This window comes from Aeromonas sp. PrichA-15 (assembly GCF_017939245.1).
In the GTDB taxonomy this organism is placed as follows: Bacteria; Pseudomonadota; Gammaproteobacteria; order Enterobacterales; family Aeromonadaceae; genus Aeromonas; species Aeromonas caviae.
Genome location: NZ_JAGKRH010000249.1, coordinates 1 through 1,536, shown reverse-complemented (window position 1 = coordinate 1,536; position 1,536 = coordinate 1). Strand labels below are relative to the sequence as shown.

The window sequence follows — 1,536 nt, the reverse complement described above, 5'->3', positions numbered from 1 at the left end:
TGGAACGGGGGAGCCAGCCTCGGCCTGGTTAAGAATGGCGATGATCTGGGCATCGCTGAAGCGTGATGTTTTCATGTAGAACCTCCGGGTATCAAGGTACGGGAAAATTCTACTTATGAGCACCTCAGTTTTTCGGGGGGATTACCCCTGAATCCGAGACATTTCCGAGGTCGTAGGTTGAGCCACTGCTCCGCTCTCCTGATATCCTCGTCCATGACCTCTCTCAGGTCTGTTCCCTTTGGGATAAACTGCCTCAACAGCCCATTGCTGTTCTCGTTCAGACCGCGCTCCCACGAAGAGTAAGGGTGCGCAAAGTAAGTCTCGGCACCCAGCGCTTCCTCTATCGCCTTGTGTTCGGCAAACTCGCCGCCGTTGTCAAAGGTGATGGTATGCACCTGCTCGATGTAGGGCGTTAACATCTCGATTATCGCATCCCGCACCACCCCAGCCTGTTTGCTCGCGACCCGCTTGACCAGATAGAGCCGGCTCTTGCGCTCCACCAGGGTGACCAGTGCACCTGTGCCTTGCTTGCCCAGCACCGTGTCCGCCTCCCAATCACCGAGCCGCTCCCGGCTATCGACGATAGCCGGCCGTTCATCAATAGAGCGGGCTTCCTTGATGGGAGAACGCAGGCTGCTCGCCCCCTTGCGGTAGCGCTTGTGGCCCTGGCGCAGATGGCGGTACAACTGGCCACCCCGGGCTTTGTCGGCGGCCACATGGCGGTATATCCACTCGTGACTCACCATGAGGCCTATCTGCTTGCCCACCGCGCTTATCTGCTCCGGGCTCCACCACCAGGCGAGTGTCAGCTCGACAAACTGGATGACATCGGCAGATAGCCGAGATTTGGCCGCACTGGCCCGTCGGTGGGTGGCGTGCTGATGCGCATTGTCTGGCTGGTAGCCCTGCGGCCCGGCGTTACGACGCAGCTCCCGGTAGAGGGTGGGTATTCCCCCCATTCTTAGGGGCACTCAAAAGTAGAGGTCATGCGGCCTGCATTAGGCGCTGTTTTGGTGTGTAGCCACCCAGCGCCATATTGGGCCGCTCATGGTTATACGTCCACAACCAGTTTGTGGCAAATGCCTGCAATTCATTCAGTGACTCAAACAGGTAATGACCCAGCCAGTCGTAACGTACCGTGCGGTTAAACCGCTCGATATACGCGTTCTGTTGGGGATTGCCCGGCTGGATATACCGTAGCGCTATCCATTCCTGCTGAGCCCAGCGCTTGAGCTCCTCGCTGATATATTCCGGGCCATTATCGCAGCGGATCTCCACCGGCTTTCCCCGCCACGCGATCACTTGCTCCAGCGCCCGTTTGACCCGTGTGGCAGGCAAGGAGAAATCCACCTCGATGCACAGTGCTTCGCGGTTGAAGTCGTCGATCACATTAAACAGCCGCACCGAACGGCCATCACCGAGCTGGTCATGCATGAAGTCCATCGACCAGCAGTGATTGGGTTTTTCAGGGACCGCCAGCGGCTCCGGTTTGGCCCGTACCAGCCGTTTTCGCGGCTTTATCCTCAGATTAAGTTC

General features: G+C 58.1%; 1 protein-coding gene and 1 pseudogene. Both read right to left on the bottom strand.

Features of this window, described 5'->3' with window-relative positions:
- Positions 1 to 113: 113 nt before the first annotated feature.
- Positions 114 to 944 (bottom strand): annotated as a pseudogene (locus J9889_RS20580) (IS30-like element ISAs2 family transposase); the annotation flags it as partial.
- A 40-nt stretch (positions 945 to 984) separates the two neighbouring features.
- A partial coding sequence (locus J9889_RS20575) for an IS3 family transposase (RefSeq protein ID WP_210557917.1) occupies positions 985 to 1,536 on the bottom strand: 552 nt, incomplete at its 5' end.